This window comes from Chitinimonas violaceus, from assembly GCF_052601015.1.
Genome location: NZ_JBQXDJ010000006.1, coordinates 86,864 through 102,702, shown reverse-complemented (window position 1 = coordinate 102,702; position 15,839 = coordinate 86,864). Strand labels below are relative to the sequence as shown.

The following is a 15,839-nucleotide window of genomic DNA, read 5'->3' as shown; positions in this document are numbered from 1 at the left end:
GACTGAATCGAGTCCAGATCCTATTGCGGATAGAGCCTCCGGGACAGAACCCACATCCCTGCCAAAGTCATCTACCACCCAGTCGGTTTCCCCAATTACATCTAACATGAACACACGAAATCGCTTGTTCTGCGCACTACTGCATACACTTCCCATCCGAGGCAAACCATTGATGTATGAAAAAGTACTTGCGCATTTCTTTTTTTATCTCCAGAATACTGACCTATCGATAGGTTTGTTTCAATCACTTCGTTAAGTTTCATCGCAACGAAATCACAGATAACACCTACTCGACCAACTTGCGAGACAACTCGTATTTTTTTAAATTTTACACCAACCTATTGGTTGGTTTGTAGAGAAGATCATGAACAAGTCATTTGCAGGAAAGAAGCTTTTGGTAGTTGGTGGCACGAGCGGTATGGGCCTGGAAACCGCCCGCATGGTATTGGAACAAAGCGGGCGTGTGGTTGTAGTAGGACATCGCGCCGACAAAACCGAAGATGCACGCCAACAGCTAGCACCACTCGGCGAAGTTACAGCGCTTACTGCTGATCTCAGTAACGAAGCAGGTGTCAACCAGCTCCTTCAAACCTTGGATGCGCAACACAAGGACATCGACCTTCTGGTCAATGCCGCCGGCGTCTTCTTTCCCAAGTCGTTCTTGGAACATAGCGTCACCGATTACGACATGTACATGAATCTGAATCGCGCCTTCTTCTTTGTAACGCAAAAGGTCGCGCAGAACATTGTGGCTACAGGTCGCAAGGGCGTCATCGTCAATATCGGCTCCATGTGGGCAAAACAAGCGATCGGGGCAACACCCTCATCTGCCTATTCGATGGCGAAAGCTGGCTTGCATTCGTTGACCCAGCATCTGGCAATGGAACTAGCCGACAAAGGCATCCGTGTGAATGCCGTCTCTCCCGCAGTTGTGCAAACACCTATTTACGAAGGATTCATCCCAAAGGCGGACGTACATGCCGCCCTGCAAGGCTTCAACACGTTCCATCCAATTGGTCGCGTCGGTACACCACGCGATGTCGCAGAAGCAATCACCTTCCTTCTATCCGACAAGGCTGACTGGGTAACCGGCGCAGTGTGGGACGTCGACGGTGGCGTAATGGCTGGCCGCAACCAAGCTTGATTTAACTGAACTACTTAACGGAGAACATCATGACTGATTTGAACCGACTGAACGGCATCAATGTACCCGCACTTCAAACCATTGTTGCAGGTGTTGAGGCGAACCCCCAACAAGGCCAGGCCGGCTTTGCAGTACACACCCAATGGCTTGGTGGTACGCGTTCTCGCGCAGCTGCTCAGCCGCTGACGCTGGGTGACAAGACACTGACACGTCAATTCAGTATCGAGGCAGACGAGCCGCCCGAATTGCTTGGCAACGACACCGCAGCCAATCCCCAGGAACTGCTGCTGGCTGCACTGAATGCCTGTATGACCGTCGGCTTCGTAGCCAATGCAGCTGCACGCGGCATCAAGATCGACAGCTTGCAGATTCACAGCAAAGGGCAACTGGATCTCCGCGGATTCCTCGCTTTGGACCCGGAGATCAACCCTGGTTACGACACTGTCCAGGTCGACATCCATCTGCGTTCCAGTGCCAGCCCTGCTGACATCGATGCGTTGTACGCCCATGTGCTTCAGACGTCGCCAAATTTCAATAATTTCGCACGCCCTATCCGCATGCAGACCAAGCTGCATCAACAGTAAACCTTAGTTGCCCACTGGCATCCTTAACCGAAAGAAATCGTATGAAACTGTTTACCCGAATCGTGGCCCGATTGATGGCCCTCATTACCTTGGTCGCTGTAGTGCAAGGCTCAGCATTCGCTGCAGGTCCGAAACGTGTGTTGATCATGATGTCCTCGCACAGTGCGATGGGCCTAAGCGGCAAAGTCACCGGCACGTGGTTCGAAGAAGTTGCCACGCCCTACTACACGTTGCGTGAAGCTGGTTATGAAGTCGTTCTTGCAACGCTAAATGGTGGCGAAGCGCCGATTGACCTCTTGAGCATGCAAGCCCCCTTCACCACGAAGAACACTGAACGATTCAGCAAAGATCCAGTGGCGATGCATGCCTTGACCCACACGAATCGTTTGAATGATCTAGATGAAGATGATTTCGACGCAGTGTTCTTCCCAGGTGGTTATGGCCTCTTGTGGGATCTTGCCAGCGATATGCGCACGATTCGTATGATCGAGAAGTTCTACGCTGCCGGCAAGCCAATCGCCATGGTCTGTCACTCCCCAGCCATTCTTCGCGATGCGAGAAAGCCAAACGGTGAATGGTTGGTGAAGGGCCTGACGGTTACCGGCTTCATGAACGCCGAAGATGACGAACTGGATCTTTCGCGTCACTTGCTGTTCTCGCTGGAAGACATGCTTAAAGCGCGTGGCGCCAAATACAAAGGAACAGCCAAGAATTGGGAAGCCCACATTGAAATCGACGGCCCTCTGATGACAGGTCAGAACCCAGCCAGCGCGCCAGTCTTGGCTAACGCCTTGGTCAAGCGCCTGAAGTAAAGCAATGAATCGCTGTGGATCCCACGATTTGGAACAGGTTCCTAGAGCCTGTTCCAAATCTGTCACAAGCGGTTGTCAGCAGGGCGCAGCAACATGCAAGCCCTGATCACAACAGCACAGTAAGAATGTGAATAGGCTCTTCGAACGGGATCGTAGCGATTGCTAAATGTATTGAAAGGAACATCTATCTGTGCAAACCTACTGGTAGGTTTAAACACATAGGTCATTATGAAACACTTTGCCGAACTCTCTCCCGCAGCAGAACGAATCGTAGACGCCGCAGAAGCCTTGGTCCAACAGGTAGGGTTTAACGGATTCTCCTACGAAGACATCGCACAGAAAGTAGGGATCAAGAAACCCAGTGTGCATCATCATTTTCCGACAAAAGTTGAGCTTGTCGTGGTGATGACGCAGCGCTATACCCACCGCTTCCGTGAACAACTACTGCGTATTGAAGGCATACACCCTCGTGGGCCGGATCGACTGCAAGCCTATGCAGAACTCTTTGCATCCACCTTTGCCAATCATCGACGGTTATGCGTTTGCGGCATGCTCGGTGCGGAGACCGATAGTTTGCCAGAAGAAATTCGCGCAGAAGTGCAGCGCTTCTTCCGTATCAACGTGGAGTGGCTACGCGACGTGATATTGCATGGCCAGGAACAGCAAAAACTGCACAAAGAACCTGCCGCCTACGATATGGCGCAACTCTTCCTGTCTGCGCTTGAAGGTTCGATGCTCGTCGGTCGAGGCCTGACCGATACCCAAGGTCCGGCTGCGGTCACGCAGACGCTATTTCAAGCCTGGCAGACCTGATCATCTCTGTAGGCGCATAGCCTACCAATCAATTGGTTTTATTGAATAATCATGACGAAACAAACTAAAAGGACCCTGTTGATCGCCGGCTATGGCGCTGGTTTTGGCGCCGCGCTCAGGGACCGATTTGAAGACGCGGGCTATACAGTTATCGGCGTAGCCCGTACGAGCGGCGGGGCGCAGCTGCAAGCAGATCTGACCAAGAAAGAAGCGGTTCACGCGCTCTTTAATACTTTGGATCAACACCACCCTCCTTTGGCTGGGGTGATTCACAACGCAATGGCGTTCCTGCGAGAGCCATTCATTTCCACATCTGAGGACCAGATGGAGAGCGTTTGGCGTTCGATGGTAATGACTGCATTTCACGTCACCCAACAGGCTGTGCCCCGGCTGGTTGCACAGGGTGGAGGCAGCCTTATTTTCAGCGGCGCATCAGGCAGCCTGAGAGCCGGACCAAAATTTGCAGCTTTCAGCTCAGCCAAATTCGCATTGCGAGGGCTGAGCCAAGCCGTTGCACGTGAACATGCTGACCAGGGTATCCACGTAGCCCATGTAGTCATAGACGGGCTCATCCGTACCGAAAAAACAGCTAAACGCTTTCCTGCTGGCGACCCCGCACGCATGATCGAGCCGGCGGATCTTGCTGATCAATATTTCAATATTTTTCATCAGCCGCGCAGCGCTTGGACTCAAGAGCTGGACATTCGGCCGCAAATGGGCAGCTTCTAAAATGAAACCGAATGAAGAAGTTGTCGTCGTCATTGGGGCAGGACTCAGTGGGCTACATGCCGCCTGGCGACTGCAGGAACAAGGAATTGACGTTGTAGTGATTGAAGCGCGTACACGCGCAGGGGGCCGCATACTGAGCCCGAATGTTCTGCATGGTACCCACAAAGTGGACCTCGGCCCATCGTGGTATTGGCCGGAATTCAATCCACGCCTGCAGGCCTGGATTAATCGGCTTGGTCTGTCGACGTATCCTCAGCACACCCGTGGCGCCAGTATTTATGAAATGCAGACCGGTGAGGTTCGGAGAACAGGTGGGGCTTGGTCACAGCAATCCAGCTCGACACGCGTTACTGGCGGCATGTCGGCCATTTCAGAAGGAATCCGTAGCAAGCTTGGGCAGGTGCAATGGCACTTCGGTACACGGCTGACCGCTTTACGGTTCACACCGGAAAATGAGATCGAGCTGCAACTGGTCGATGAAAGTCGAAGCTGGACGCTTAATGCATCAAGGGTAATCAGTACCCTTGCGCCAAGATTGCTGGCCGGAAACATTGAAGCAAATCCGCCCTGGCCGCCCATCGTGCATAAATCCTGGCTTTCCACACCTACCTGGATGGCAGGGCAAGCCAAATTTGTTGCTGCCTATCCCGAGCCATTCTGGCGTCGCAAGGATCTCTCTGGCCATGCAGTCAGTCAAAGGGGACCACTCGTTGAAGTCCACGACGCATCGGATTCCAAGGGTGAGCAGGCAGCACTTTTCGGTTTTGTCGGAGGGTCACCTTCCTATCGCCACGCGCTCGGCGCTGACGAAGTACGTCGGATTGCTTTGGCACAATTAGTCCGGTTATTTGGCAATGAAGCGAGTCAGCCAATATGGACTGCTTGGCAGGATTGGTCAGTCGAGCCTTTAACTTCAATTGAGCTCGATTTAAGGACACCGACAAGTCACCCACTCTACAGCCAATACTCGCTGCCTGAGCCTTGGACCGGCCGTGTGTTCCTTGCAGGCACTGAGTTCGCTGAGCAGTCTGGCGGATTTCTTGAAGGTGCATTGGAAGCCGCGGATGAAGCCGTGGATGCGCTTTTAAATTCTTTAGAGCCAGCTGACAATCTTACTACGCAGCTGTGATCAGGGCTTATGTGCTGCTCGAAATCCTCATGTACCCACGTACATTCCGGTTTCTGTGCTGCTCTGCGCCCTGCTGACAGCTGCTCGTAACAGATCGTAAATAGGCTCATGGCAGCTAGAACCTTTTAAATGTTCAGTACACCACTTTCACTATGTGTTAACCACATTAGCGAATACGTCGCTATTTAACTCAGCGCAAAGTCGCGATCACCGGGGCGTGGTCACTGGGGCGTTCCACACGCCGTGGTTCCTTATCGATTTCGCAAGCAATACAGCACTCGGCCAATGGTTTGGACAACAGCACATGGTCGATGCGCAAACCTGCATTACGGCGAAAACCCATCATCCTGTAATCCCACCAGCTGAATGACTTTTCTGCCTGCTCAAACAGACGGAAGCTATCCACCACACCTAAGGCCAATAATGCCTGGAACCGTTCACGCTCTGGCGGGCTGACCAACACCTCGCCTTCCCACTTGGCAGGATCATGCACATCCCGGTCCTCGGGTGCGATGTTGTAGTCGCCTACGACAGCGAGATTGGGATACCGGGTCAGCTCGTCTCGCACATAGGCAATCAGCGCATCGAACCATGCCAGTTTGTAGGGGTATTTTTCTGAGTCCAACGCTTGCCCATTCACCACATAAGCGCCAATCACCCGCACACCGTTCACGGTAGCTGCAATCACCCGCTTTTGCGGGTCTTCAAAATTTGGCAGATTGAAATGCACGTCTTCCAATGGCGCACGCGAAATCAGCGCCACTCCGTTGTACGTCTTTTGCCCGGTAAAAGCGACATGAAACCCCGCCGCCTCGATTTCCGCTTTGGGGAAGGCATGGTCTTCCAGCTTGGTTTCCTGCAATGCAAGCACGGTCAGCTCCGGTCTACCGGCCAACCACTCCAACACTTGCGGAAGACGAACCTTGAGTGAATTAACGTTCCAAGTGGCGATTTGCATTTATTTCCTACCTTGTTGATTTTTATATATTTTATTTAGAATAAATATTTTCAGATACACGTCTAGATACACATGAAACACCTGCCTGCACACTGACACTTATACTCCACAGCCTCACCTAAACCGCATCCCCAAACACAGCCCGTTCCAACACCTCATGCTGCCGATGCCAGTCCGGCATATGTCGCGCTACCAGCGCCCAAAACGCCTTGGTGTGGCTCTTCTCGATGGTATGGCACAGTTCATGTACTAGGACGTAATCCTGCACACTCGCCGGTAGCTCCATTATCCGGGGGTGAAACTCCAACACATTGCGCGCGTCGCAGCTCGCCCAACGGCTCTGGAATTGGCGGACGCGGGCGCCATGGGCCTGCAGGCCTGTTTCCCGCTCCCAGTGCCGCAGTCGCGTGAGCAGCTTCTCGTGGGCGCGCTCTCGGTAAAAACGCTCCAGCATTGGCGCCAGCTTGTCCTGCTCAATGCTACTGCCGTCTGGATTTTCGATAACGAAGCGCGATGCGGTGAAGGCCAAGCTTGGCTTCGCCAGCTCCGGTACATGCCGTACCTCGGTGAAATAACTGCGCCCGCAATAACGAAGCCGACTGCCGGTCACAACCGGCTCGTTGGACTGTGGCAGGTTCACCAGCGCCAGTTTCTCGCGTATCCAACGGGCGCGGCGGCGTACCAGCGCTTCTTGCTCGGGCTCGCCAACCGAGGGCCCACGCAGCAGCACCGGCCGGCCACGCTCCACGGTCACGTAGTGACGCTTGAGCTTGGCATCCGGTTGGAACTGCCACTCAATGGTGGTCTGGCCGTACTGCAGCAGCGGCATGGGTCAGTTCTTGAGCAGGATGGTCAGGATATGGCCAGCGTGGTCGCGGGCCACCGAGCGCTGCCAGCCGGCCAGCGGTACTAGCAAGCCACCAATCCGCCTCTTCATTTCCGGGTGCAGGTCGGGCATCTGCTTCCAGTTGCCCGATGCCATGGCGTGACTCAGGTCAGCATCCTCGAACAGCTTGGTGGTGACAACGCGGGCGGTATCGCTGGCCAGATGGGATTCCAGATAGTGGAACACCGCCGAATGGGCTGGAATGGCGAACCCGGTGTTGTCCTTATCCTTGATGCGTTGGCCGAACAGGTCGAGTTGATCAAGGAACTGCGCTTGCGAGATACGGCCGGCCTTTTCTTCCGCAAGTAGTTTTTCCAGCTCTTCGGCCAGCTTGTCGAAGAAGGCCGGGTCTTTGTCGCGGCCGGTAACGATGGTGTGTTTCAGCTGGTTTTTCATCACCAGCGCCTGGCTGCCGGGACTGGCCAGCTTTTTCAGACGGGCCATGTCGGCCGCGTCGAGAATCGACACTTCCTTGCCCAATAGGCTCTTCGCCGGGCTGGCGGCGATGTACTCGTCCAGCAATTGCTGCAGCAACATCGATTCCAGCTTGGTGATGCGCTCGCGGTAGGTACTACCTGGCAGCTTATCGCGCAGCATCAGGCGGATTTCGGCGAACAGCGTGAAATAGGGCTTGAATGGCACGCCACGGACATCGGGCAAGATGATGTCGACGCTGCGATTGAACTGCTTCACCAGTTCCAGAAACTCCTCGACGGCATCGAGCCGACTGGCCGGGTCGAGATAGCGCTCGGCATCATCCTTGTAATCTTCCCGCTGCTTTACCGGGTCATGTTTCTTCGGCAGCAGCTTGAGGATGCGGTCGAGGGTGGCTTGTAGCTTCGGCAGCTCGCTTTCCACCCCTTCCCAGACCTGCGTCGGCTGTACCTCTCCACCATAGATTTTCAGGGCATGGTCGAGGTGTTCGACCACGCCGTGGTAATCCACGATATAGCCGGCATTCTTGCCCGCCATGGTGCGATTCACCCGTGCAATGGCCTGCAGTAGGGTGTGTTCCTTCAGTGGCTTGTCGAGGTACATGGTGCCGACAATGGGCGCATCCCAGCCGGTCAGCAGCATATCGGAGACGATGATGAGGCCGACGTTGTTGGCATGGACCTGGCCGTCCTTGGCCTTAGTTTCATCGCCATAGGGCAGCGGGAACAGCTTGCTGACGAAATTGGCAATCTGCTCAGATGGCATTGCCACCGGTTCCTTGCCATCTTTGATTTCCGCCTTCACCCGCTCCTCAATGGCCTGAACCTTGTCCGGGCTGACCTTGTACTCAGCCGCGGCCTCCTGCACCGAAGCACCTGTGCGCGATGCGGTCGTACTGGCCAGTGAGATGACCACACGGCTTTCAAAGGTGGGCTGCCCATTGGCTTGGCGTTCCTGCATCAGCCCATCCAGCAAGTCCTTGTAGCGCACCGCCATCTCGCGACCGTCACAGACCAGCATTGCCTTCAGGCCCTTGGCGTGTACATTGGCCATGAAGTGTTCGGCCAAATGCGCCGCCACCTGTTCCATGCGGTCACCTGCCTGCCGCCATCTGGCCAGTAGCGCCTTCTTCAGCGCCTGCTGCCTTGCTTCATTCTCTTGCGCGAAATGATCCGTAAAGGCCTGATCAAGCCCAGCGCTAGGAGCCAATGCCACCCAAGCATCCTGGTACTTGATCGGTAAGGTCGCGCCATCGGCCACCGCTTCGTGCAGCCGGTATTCGTCGATGTAGGCATCGCCACCGAATTCGGCCAGCGTGTGTTTGTCGTCATTCAGCAGCGGGGTGCCGGTGAAGGCGATGAACTTGGCGTTCGGCAAGCTGGCCCGCATGAATGCCGCCAAGAAGTCATACTGGCTGCGGTGTGCTTCATCAACCAGTACATAAAAATTCGGCTTGGCGCTCAGCACCCGGAAGTGAACCTTCTCGCGGCTAACCTCTTCCCACTTGGCATTCAGCAACGCGCCATCGGCATCATGCTGGCCGAAGTGGACATTGCGCTCTGTGGCCATGAAGAAGTCTTTCCCCTCGCGCACGCGTCTATGCCGGGTCACCTGTAGGGCCTCGTCGTCATCCGGCGCGGTGTCAGCGGTATCGCCAGGCTGCTCGTTTTCTTGGAACTTCTGCACCGTGCTGGTGAAGATGCTGCCGTAATCGTTGCCCAACAGCTTCACCAATTCTTCGACCGACACCGCCTGAATGGCCTTGATACCGACGGCGTGGAAGGTGTCGAAGATTTGCTTGTCGAGGTCTTTGCGGTCTGTGAGCACCAACACGGTGGGATTATTCAAACCAGTGCTGTCTGCCCGCAGCATTCTGGCCAGCAGCGCCATGGTCAGTGACTTACCGCTGCCTTGGGTGTGCCACACCACGCCGCCAAGCGGCTTGGGTGCGGTAAGGCGGGCGATGGTTTTGCGCACCGCCCGCCACTGCTGGTAGCGCGGCAGCTTCTTCACTGTCTTGCCATTGCGAGTTTCGAACAAGACGAAGTGGGTGATGAGTTCCAGAAACCTGCTCGGCTCGAACAATGCCCACAGCAACTGGTCCTGCTCGCTGGGCTCCGCCCCCAGCAGGTCGGCCACGTTCTCCCGTTCGGCATCCTGCAAACGATAATGGGAATAGAAGGCTGGCTTGGTCAGGATGGCTCCGTACAAACCCTCGCGTCGATTCAGCCCAACACAAACTTGGTTGTACACAAATTGGGACGGAAAACGGGCTTGGTAGCCGTCCAATTGCGCCAATGCTTCATCCAGGCGGTGATGGCTGGCTTTACATTCGATGATGGCCAGTGGCAGCCCGTTTATAAACAGCAACAGATCGGGCCGGAGCAGATCGCCCTCGGCGTTCTTGCCAACGTACTGGTCAACCACATGGAAATCGTTATTGCTAACCGTGGCCACATCGAAAAAGCGCACGCTTTGCAACCTGCCATCAGCATCCTTCACCTGGATGTTTGACCGATGCACCACCTGTTCCCAGAACGCCTTGTTTGCCGGCAGCAAGTTGTCATTCACTCGCTTGCGTAGCTCAATCAGTGCGGCATCAACCCCACCGGGTGCCAAACCCAACCATGGGTTCAATGCCAGCAAGCGAGGCCGAAGAATGTCTTCCAACTGTGGGGCCAAGTGGCGGTACTCAACTACAACTTTGCTACCCGGCAGGTGGGTGTAGCCCAGCTTGATCAGCGACTCGATGGCCGGTCGCTCTACGCCGGTTTTTTCTGCACCGCCTTGCGTCATGTTTCCTCCTACATTTTTCTATTTTTTTCGCTAGCCCAAGTCTGGCCGGTGCTCCGCCATCCAGGCTTTCACCAACACCAACAAGGCCTGCGCCTGCTTCAAGCATTCATCCACCGCCCCTGGAGCAATGGCGTCACCTTCGTAATCCGACAAATTGCGCTGCTTGCGCAAGGCATCCAGCAGCACCATGGTCTCAATCGGCAGGCCCACCGTTTTGGGCAAGGCCTGAATGGCCGTTTGATGGTGGCCGGGCTGACTGGTGGCAGTTCGGTAGCCGTTCGCCCACAGCGCCGCCATGGCACTTTGCATCACGCACTTAGAACCTGTTTACGATCTTACTGCGCAGCCGTGATCAGGGTTCATGTGCTGCTCAAAATCCTCATGTACCAAAGTACATTCCGGTTTCTGCGCTGCGCTTCACCCCGCTGACGACTGCTCGCTACAGATCGTAAACAGGTTCTTATAGGCTGCATCGAAACGGTTTTCCGGGCTGATGGCCGCCACATGCGCATCGGCCAGATTGCGCGTAGCTGCCTCCAACAAACGCTGTACGCCAGCACGGTCGGGTTCAAACGCAATCAGCTTATTAATTGCCAGCAAGTTGGCCAAGGTCATTAGCGTCCCCAATCATGAACAGCTTGGGCTGGGTAAGGATTTCCTGCACCCAGCGACCACCCTTCTGCATTTTCTGGCGGAATTCGGTCGCCGTATAAACCGCTGGGTTTATTTCGCGCTGCAAGTCTTGCTGCACCGGGTGCAATGCCGCCACCGCCTGAGCAAAGCTAAGGTCGCCCACTATCAGCACATCCACATCGCTGCCAGCACGCTCTTCTCCCCTCGCGACCGAACCGAATATCAGGGCTAGTTGAATCTGGCCCGCCCTATCTGCCAGCGCATTCGCCAGCACATCGGCCACCCCCGCGGTTTTGCGCAGCAAACCGGCCAACTCGGCGAACACCGGGCAGTCCGTATTGGCGCTGTAGCGCACCTGATTGCCTACGGCGGTACGCACCAGCACGCCAGCATTGGCCAATTTGGCTAGCTCGCGATTCAACGTGCCGGGCTGGGTTTGAGTAAGCCGCGCGATTTCGCGCACATGCCAGGATGATTCCGGGTGCAGCAGCAGCAGCGCCAGCACACGACGCCGATATTGCCCGAGTAACAAGTCAGCCAGCATACGTCGCCTTTTTGGCTACAAATGTAGCAAATAAGGCCACACTTTACCCCGATACAAGTTGCATGCCCAGCGTATTGAGATGGCCACAAAGGCCTTTTGCTTTACAACAAGGCTGCAATGCCAGATCGCATTGCAACCATTATTTATGAGCAGGAAACGGCTGCAAAAGAACCGATTGGCGCGTCCGAAAATACCTGACCACTACATACTACGGACCAAGGCTGAAGCGCCCCTCATCACGCAAGTTTTGATAAGTCTGGTTCAGCTCGCGGCGCAGATTCGGCCCTAGCCATACCATGCCTTCGAGCAAGCCATCGCATACCCAACGCCCTTGCAACGGTATCAAGCCTGCTCGCAGCACCGAGCCGGTTGCGCCTTGTGCCACGGTGCGCAGCCGGTCTGTCAGGCCCACCACGCCGTAGGCTGCGCTGCCGTCCTCGGCCACTAATACCGAATAGGCGCGCGTATCCTTCAAGTAGACCCAACGACCTAGCTTAAGCTTGGCGATGGCGTCGAGCATTTCGCTATCGGCCTTGGGATGGGCAGCGCGATAGCGCGCCAGCGTACTGCGGTCGTCGGCATAACGCGCGCGGCCAATCGCCAACCATTCCTGCGGCCGCTTGCCGTGTTTTTCCTTGGCGCTGACCAGCGTGCCAAGAAAATCTTTATAACTGTTGATGTAACGGTCGGCTATGGCGCGGTCAATCACCATGACTGGTCTCCCTATCAAGTTTGACCCGCCATTCGCCGGTCAGCAGTTTTTGCATTAGGCCGCGTTTGAGGGTTTGATATTGAAGTTCTCGACTCCGAAGCAGTTCAACTTTGGCATTAACTCCAGCGAGAATCATCGCGATTTGGTATTGCTCGTCAGTGGGCGGTATTGGAATTATCATGGATTGATATTGTTGCGCGTTGATGTTTGGCTGCGCTCCGACCTTTACCGAAGCTTTAACCCAAGCCCAGTAAGTATCTGAGGTCAAATATGCTGCGATGAAATCTACCAGCGCCTTGCGACAAAATCTGAAACGCAGTAAGTAACCAGCAAACGCACATGGCCCCATCGCGCTCTTATACAGAATCGATTTCCCGACAGTGTTCCCTGACCGGGCAATCAATAAATCGCCTTCGGCGAGCATGTAGTCTTTGGCTTCGGCGCTAGGAATAGCTTTGACGGAGTCCGCGCGCAACCGCCCGTGTTCATCAATGTCCGTGATTCGCAAATATCTAGTGCGGTTATGGGCATCAAATGGAACTGCTGATGCGTTGGCCCCGTATTCCGGCTTTTCGGTCAAGACATCTCCAAGTTTTAGGCACTTCCACCCCACCGGAATCTCCCCCAGTTCACTGTCCTTGAATTCGGTATGCGGCATCCAGCGTCCGTTGGCGTCCTGGGTGCCAACGCCCCGGCTGAACAGGGTTTGCATCAGGCCCTGCTTGAGGGTATGGGTGGCTTCAATCTGGCGGGCAATCACGTCTAGCTTGTCGTCCACGGCCGTGAGGATGGCAGCGATTTTTTGTTGTTCGGGGAGAGGAGGGACAGCTATGCCGAAGTCCCGTAACAACTCCAGACGAATACCTTTGACGGTCGAGCCTGTACCTGCAGCTTCAATCGCGTCTGCATTCAATTGAAACCAATAGAACAAGAATTCCTTTGCCAAGGATTTTTTCGGAAAAATGGCTTTTAGGTCTTGGTTTATGGCCACGTCACAGTAGAAGAATGCAACTCGGCCTAGTGCCATCCGCGTCGGCGTAATCAAGGTGCCGGCTGGAATCAAATTGGTTGAACTCTCTTTAACTGCTTTGGCAGTTATGTAATCTTCGGTTCTACTTAGCCGGGTAGCGACAAAATCTTTGACGCTCGCCCAAGGAATGTCCCCCTCCCAATATTCAGGTACATCCTTGGAAGGCGTGCCGCCTCCAATGATGGCTTCAACCTCGTTACCCAACGACGAGGCTGACCAATCGCTCGGAACCCAACCAACTTTGGTCTCCCGACCGACCAAACTCATGCTCCAGTCTCCAACAACCCCAATTCAGCCAGATAGCCATTTAGCCGCGCATCAATTTGCGCTTCTTCCTCTGCCAATTGAGCTAGTTGCGCCAAGGTCGCTGCCACATCGACGGTCTCTTCTGTCTCGCCGTTGTCGATGTAGCGGGCAATGTTGAGGTTGCCGTCGTTGCTGCGGATTTCATCCAGCGTCACCACCCGGCAGTAACTCTCTACCTCGGTCTGCTGCGCGAACGCGGCCTTGTGGGTGCTGACGATGCGGCGAATATCTTCGGCACGAAGCGAGTTCTGAGCTTTGCCTTCGAGGTAGTCGCGGCTGGCGTCGATGATGATGACGCGGCCCTTTAGAGAGGCTGGCTTCTGCTTGTTCAGAATCAGCACACAGGCCGGGATGCCGGTGTTGTAGAACAGCGCCGAAGGCAGGCCGACAATGGCTTCGATCAGATCACCCGACTGATTGCCAGAAGCTGCGTCGGTGCCGAACAGCAGCCCTTCGCGAATCTTGCCTTCCTCGCCACTGCGGAACAACACGCCGTGCGGCAGGATGATGCCCATGCGGCCGTCGGCCTTGAGGCTGGCCAGCATGTGCTGGGCGAAAGCGAGGTCGGCATAGCCACGCGGTGGGATGCCATACCTAAAGCGGCCGAAGGGGTCGTTGACCTGCTTATAGTTTGGGGCCTTGGGCTTCTTAGCGCTTTCCTGCTCGGCTTCGTTGGCCAACTCCAGTGGCGACCACCACGCCTTGGCCGAGAAAGGCGGATTGGCAATGACCCGGTCGAAGGTCTTGAGGTAATCACCGTCGAGGTGCTTGGGTTCCACCAAGGTGTCGCCACGTTCAATCTCGGCACGCATGTTGTGCAGGTAGAGGTTGAGCTTGGCGATGGCCCAAGTACCCAGGTTCTTTTCCTGCCCGAACAGCAGCACATTGGGTTTGCCGCCAAGTAGCAGGCCGCCCGGCAGCTGGGCGATATGGTGGGCGCTTTCCACCAACATGCCGCCGCTGCCACAGGTAGGGTCGTACACGCTCATGGCTGGCTGCGGGTCGAGCAATTCGACCACCAGCTGCACCACGCCCTTGGGGGTGTAGAACTCGCCGCCCTTCTTGCCGGCATCGTCGGCGAACTGCTTGATAAGGTATTCGTAGGCATCGCCCAGCATGTCCGCCTTGTAAAGGTCGTCATTGCCGAGCTTGTACTGGTTGAAGTGGCGCAGCAGCCGTTGCAGGGTATGGTCGGACAGCACGCGCTTGTCGCCATATTGGGTGGCGGTGAGCACGTGTTGCAGGTCGTTGCCCTTTACGCCGGCTTCGATGTCGTGGAAGGCTTTGTCGAGCGCTTCGCCGATGTTCTCGGTACGGGTGATGAGCCATTCCCAACGGGCAGTAAGCGGAAATGCGCCGATGTCGTCGCTGACCTCGGCGTCGGCCTCTTCGCGACTGATGCCTTCTTCCTTCACCAGCTTGGCTACACGCTCTTCGAACACGTCATTGAAGCGTTTCAGGAACAAGAGGCCGAAGATGTAGTTCTTGAAGTCAGACGAGTCAATGGAGCCGCGCAGAATGTTGGCGGACTCCCAGAGCCAGGACTCTAGAGTGTCGAGGGTAAGTTGATTGGCCATGGCGACTAACGGGTAAGAAAGGCCGATGATTGTACCCATTTGCCAAGATTAATTCGGCTAACCAGTACATCGGAAGCGATAGCATAACGACAGACTGACAAGGAGGTTCGCATGCGCATAGGCGTGCGTACTTCGCTCATAGTGCACGCCTATAGGTCCAAAGCATCTGCTGCCACATCCATGCGGGTACACACTGGGCAGCAATTAACGGCGTTAGCGAAGGAGTACCGGCAGTGCCTCTCGATCATCCTCAAATGCTACGGCACCCTGCCAAATAGCACGCCATATCTAGCAGACAGTATTACGCCAAAGTCTACGTGCCTGCACCGCTTATTAAGAGCCTGCTTACGCTCTTACTGCTCAGCTATTGATAAGGGATGCTGCTCGCGACAGATCGTAAACAGGCTTTAAAAAACGGGACCCGCTACACAAATAACTAGGCACCATTCGCCCGGTTATTTTACCGATTCAGGCACTCAACATCAGCCTTGAGAAACCCTATCCATAGCTCAAAAAAGTAACACTCAGCGAAATACATCCGCTCAGTCGGGCACAAATTAAGCTGTTCATCCTTCACCAGAACAGCCGAATTGATCGTTGGCAACCGCTAACAGGCACCAGAAAAATACATTTTGGCGCCTTGCACAGGCGCTAGGTCAGAACGTGCCCTACTCCTTCAAGTCGCCTACTCCTACACAGTTTGTCTGGTGTAGCCCCTCTCACATTCTTGTCCCTACCTCTAGGTCTTCAC

At 55.1% G+C, this 15,839-nt stretch carries 15 protein-coding genes; 6 read left to right on the top strand and 9 right to left on the bottom strand.

Going from position 1 to position 15,839, the window contains the following annotated elements:
• Window positions 1-364 precede the first annotated feature (364 nt).
• The 6 genes from ACUHMQ_RS03755 to ACUHMQ_RS03730 all read left to right on the top strand — a co-directional run bounded on the left by ACUHMQ_RS03755 (window position 365) and on the right by ACUHMQ_RS03730 (window position 5,211).
• Window positions 365-1,144, top strand: a complete 780-nt coding sequence (locus ACUHMQ_RS03755) for an SDR family NAD(P)-dependent oxidoreductase (RefSeq protein ID WP_445294112.1) — start codon at window positions 365-367, stop codon at window positions 1,142-1,144.
• Between the two features lie 29 nt (window positions 1,145-1,173).
• Window positions 1,174-1,728 carry an OsmC family protein gene (locus ACUHMQ_RS03750; RefSeq protein ID WP_445294111.1) on the top strand — a complete coding sequence of 185 codons (555 nt, stop codon included), beginning with the start codon at window positions 1,174-1,176 and terminating at the stop codon, window positions 1,726-1,728.
• 41 nt (window positions 1,729-1,769) lie between these two features.
• A complete protein-coding gene (locus tag ACUHMQ_RS03745) occupies window positions 1,770-2,540 on the top strand; it encodes a type 1 glutamine amidotransferase domain-containing protein (RefSeq protein WP_445294110.1) in 771 nt (256 codons plus the stop codon).
• 228 nt (window positions 2,541-2,768) lie between these two features.
• Entirely contained in the window at window positions 2,769-3,353 is a 585-nt protein-coding gene (locus ACUHMQ_RS03740; RefSeq protein ID WP_445294109.1) for a TetR/AcrR family transcriptional regulator, read from the top strand.
• A gap of 51 nt (window positions 3,354-3,404) precedes the next feature.
• Window positions 3,405-4,082, top strand: coding sequence for an SDR family NAD(P)-dependent oxidoreductase (locus ACUHMQ_RS03735; RefSeq protein WP_445294108.1), 678 nt, complete (start codon window positions 3,405-3,407; stop codon window positions 4,080-4,082).
• Window position 4,083: 1 nt separating this feature from the next.
• Window positions 4,084-5,211: a flavin monoamine oxidase family protein gene (locus ACUHMQ_RS03730; protein WP_445294107.1), complete on the top strand. Its 1,128-nt coding sequence runs from the start codon at window positions 4,084-4,086 to the stop codon at window positions 5,209-5,211.
• 190 nt (window positions 5,212-5,401) lie between these two features.
• On the opposite strand, the gene xth is transcribed toward ACUHMQ_RS03730, so the two are convergent.
• The 9 genes from xth to ACUHMQ_RS03685 form a co-directional block, all read right to left on the bottom strand.
• On the bottom strand, window positions 5,402-6,169 hold the full coding sequence (gene xth / locus ACUHMQ_RS03725; protein WP_445294106.1) for an exodeoxyribonuclease III: 768 nt from the start codon (window positions 6,167-6,169) through the stop codon (window positions 5,402-5,404).
• A gap of 118 nt (window positions 6,170-6,287) precedes the next feature.
• Window positions 6,288-6,998, bottom strand: a complete 711-nt coding sequence (locus tag ACUHMQ_RS03720; protein WP_445294105.1) for a YgjP family zinc-dependent metalloprotease — start codon at window positions 6,996-6,998, stop codon at window positions 6,288-6,290.
• Between the two features lie 3 nt (window positions 6,999-7,001).
• Window positions 7,002-10,286, bottom strand: a complete 3,285-nt coding sequence (locus tag ACUHMQ_RS03715; protein ID WP_445294104.1) for a type I restriction endonuclease subunit R — start codon at window positions 10,284-10,286, stop codon at window positions 7,002-7,004.
• Window positions 10,287-10,316: 30 nt separating this feature from the next.
• Entirely contained in the window at window positions 10,317-10,583 is a 267-nt protein-coding gene (locus ACUHMQ_RS03710) for a hypothetical protein (RefSeq protein ID WP_445294103.1), read from the bottom strand.
• Window positions 10,584-10,703: 120 nt separating this feature from the next.
• Window positions 10,704-10,901, bottom strand: a complete 198-nt coding sequence (locus ACUHMQ_RS03705; RefSeq protein ID WP_445294102.1) for a hypothetical protein — start codon at window positions 10,899-10,901, stop codon at window positions 10,704-10,706.
• Entirely contained in the window at window positions 10,873-11,463 is a 591-nt protein-coding gene (locus ACUHMQ_RS03700; RefSeq protein ID WP_445294101.1) for a nucleotidyltransferase domain-containing protein, read from the bottom strand. Before ACUHMQ_RS03700 ends, ACUHMQ_RS03705 begins: the two co-directional genes overlap by 29 nt.
• Before the next feature lie 208 nt (window positions 11,464-11,671).
• A complete protein-coding gene (locus ACUHMQ_RS03695; RefSeq protein ID WP_445294100.1) occupies window positions 11,672-12,175 on the bottom strand; it encodes a hypothetical protein in 504 nt (167 codons plus the stop codon).
• On the bottom strand, window positions 12,165-13,472 hold the full coding sequence (locus tag ACUHMQ_RS03690) for a restriction endonuclease subunit S (RefSeq protein ID WP_445294099.1): 1,308 nt from the start codon (window positions 13,470-13,472) through the stop codon (window positions 12,165-12,167). The genes ACUHMQ_RS03695 and ACUHMQ_RS03690 overlap by 11 nt, the downstream gene beginning before the upstream one ends.
• Complete coding sequence (locus ACUHMQ_RS03685) at window positions 13,469-15,088, bottom strand: type I restriction-modification system subunit M (protein WP_445294098.1); 1,620 nt, start codon at window positions 15,086-15,088, stop codon at window positions 13,469-13,471. The genes ACUHMQ_RS03690 and ACUHMQ_RS03685 overlap by 4 nt, the downstream gene beginning before the upstream one ends.
• Window positions 15,089-15,839: the final 751 nt, after the last annotated feature.